Consider the following 1616-nt stretch of genomic DNA (forward strand, 5'->3'; position numbering starts at 1 on the left):
TCGCTCGACTTGCATGTGTTAGGCACGCCGCCAGCGTTCGTCCTGAGCCAGGATCAAACTCTCAATTTAAAAGTTTGAACTGCTTCAAGCAATTTGCTGACTATAATAGTCAATTTTTTTACATCTTTCGATGTGAGCATCTACAAAATAGATTCTCAAATGAATTAACTGGTTTTACCTATATTTATCTGTTTAATTTTCAAAGACCAAATTGTTTTTTGTCGTTTATCAACGACTGCTTTTTTATTTTAGCAATTTGTTTGTCATTTGTCAACAACTTTTTTAAATTTCTTTTGAACTTTTTTCAAGTTCTTGTCGTTGACGACTTATTCATAATAACATTCTTTCCTTAAGTAAATTTAATATTCATCAATTTATTATCTAAAATTAAATTATAATATCTTTTTTTTCCTTTTATTTCTTTAATTTTTCATGTAATGATACACTTGGATAAGTTTACATTTACTTTTATTATATATGATGATTAGCATAATAATTTACAATAAAAAATAAGTAGCTTCTATGTGACTTTAAGCTACTTATTTTAAAATAAAACCCAACATTTATATAAGTTTTTCTTCTATTTCATATAAAATTTTAAAATTTGTTAAATCATAATGTAGTGGAGTTATAGTTACATACCCATTTTCTATATTTAATACATCAGTGTCCACTTCATTATTCTTTATAGGTGTTCCACTTATATTTATGCTTTTACTTCCATCTTCATTTAAAGTCTCAACATATAAATTGTCATATTTTTTCTCCCCCATTTTTGAAACTTTAAACTCATAATTCTTTTTTAAATTTACATTCTTTAGAGATGGAAAGTTTACATTTAAAACTAAATCATTTTTCAGCGGATATTTTTCTAGTTTTTCAATCAAATTTTTAGCTATTTTCGCACATTCTTTATATGATCCACTATTCCCATCACATGAAAAAGCAATAGATGGTATTTTTAATATAGCTGCCTCTATAGCCGCTGAAACTGTGCCTGAATATAATATATCTGTTCCTAAATTAAAACCATTATTTATTCCTGATATAACCATATCAACTTTTCCATCCATAATCTTATTCACTCCAACTCTTGTACAATCTGCAGGAGTTCCACTTATACTAAATGCTCTTGATTTAATACCCTCTAATTTTTCTTCTTTTATTATTAATGGTTTATCTATAGTTATTGAATGACTTGTGGCACTTTTTTGACAATTTGGTGCAACAATACATACAGAATAGTGTTTTTCAAGTTCTTTAGCAAGTTCTATTATTCCATCTGCAAATACGCCATCATCATTTGTTATCAATATTTTCATATCTCTATTTTCCACATATATCCCACCTATCTTATATTTTAACTTTAATTATATAATAAACACTTATATAATCTTTTAAAATCTAATATTTCTTATTATAAATAATAAAAAAAAGCAGTTCTTTCGAACTGCTATGGTGGAGATAAAGAGATTCGAACTCTTGACCCCCTGCGTGCAAGGCAGGTGCTCTCCCAACTGAGCTATACCCCCAAATATGGTGGACCTTCAGGGACTCGAACCCCGGACCTACCGGTTATGAGCCGGTTGCTCTAACCAACTGAGCTAAAGATCCTT

Annotated in this window: 1 protein-coding gene, 2 tRNA genes and 1 rRNA gene; all 4 read right to left on the minus strand. The window is 28.9% G+C overall.

Going from position 1 to position 1616, the window contains the following annotated elements; all coding sequences use genetic code 11:
• A 16S ribosomal RNA gene (locus KQI36_RS17595) occupies window positions 1–69 on the minus strand; the annotation flags it as partial.
• A 494-nt stretch (window positions 70–563) separates the two neighbouring features.
• Complete coding sequence (surE, locus tag KQI36_RS17600) at window positions 564–1322, minus strand: 5'/3'-nucleotidase SurE (protein ID WP_216452009.1); 759 nt, start codon at window positions 1320–1322, stop codon at window positions 564–566.
• Window positions 1323–1456: 134 nt separating this feature from the next.
• Window positions 1457–1532, minus strand: a tRNA-Ala gene (locus tag KQI36_RS17605).
• A gap of 5 nt (window positions 1533–1537) precedes the next feature.
• Window positions 1538–1614, minus strand: a tRNA-Ile gene (locus tag KQI36_RS17610).
• Window positions 1615–1616: the final 2 nt, after the last annotated feature.

This window comes from Clostridium senegalense, from assembly GCF_018916625.1.
GTDB classification, from domain to species: Bacteria; Bacillota; Clostridia; order Clostridiales; family Clostridiaceae; genus Clostridium_J; species Clostridium_J senegalense.

What these genes read in the sequence shown, in the direction of transcription:
- surE (WP_216452009.1), bottom strand. Translation starts at nt 1,322, where the DNA reads ATGAAAATATTGATAACAAATGATGATGGCGTATTTGCAGATGGAATA.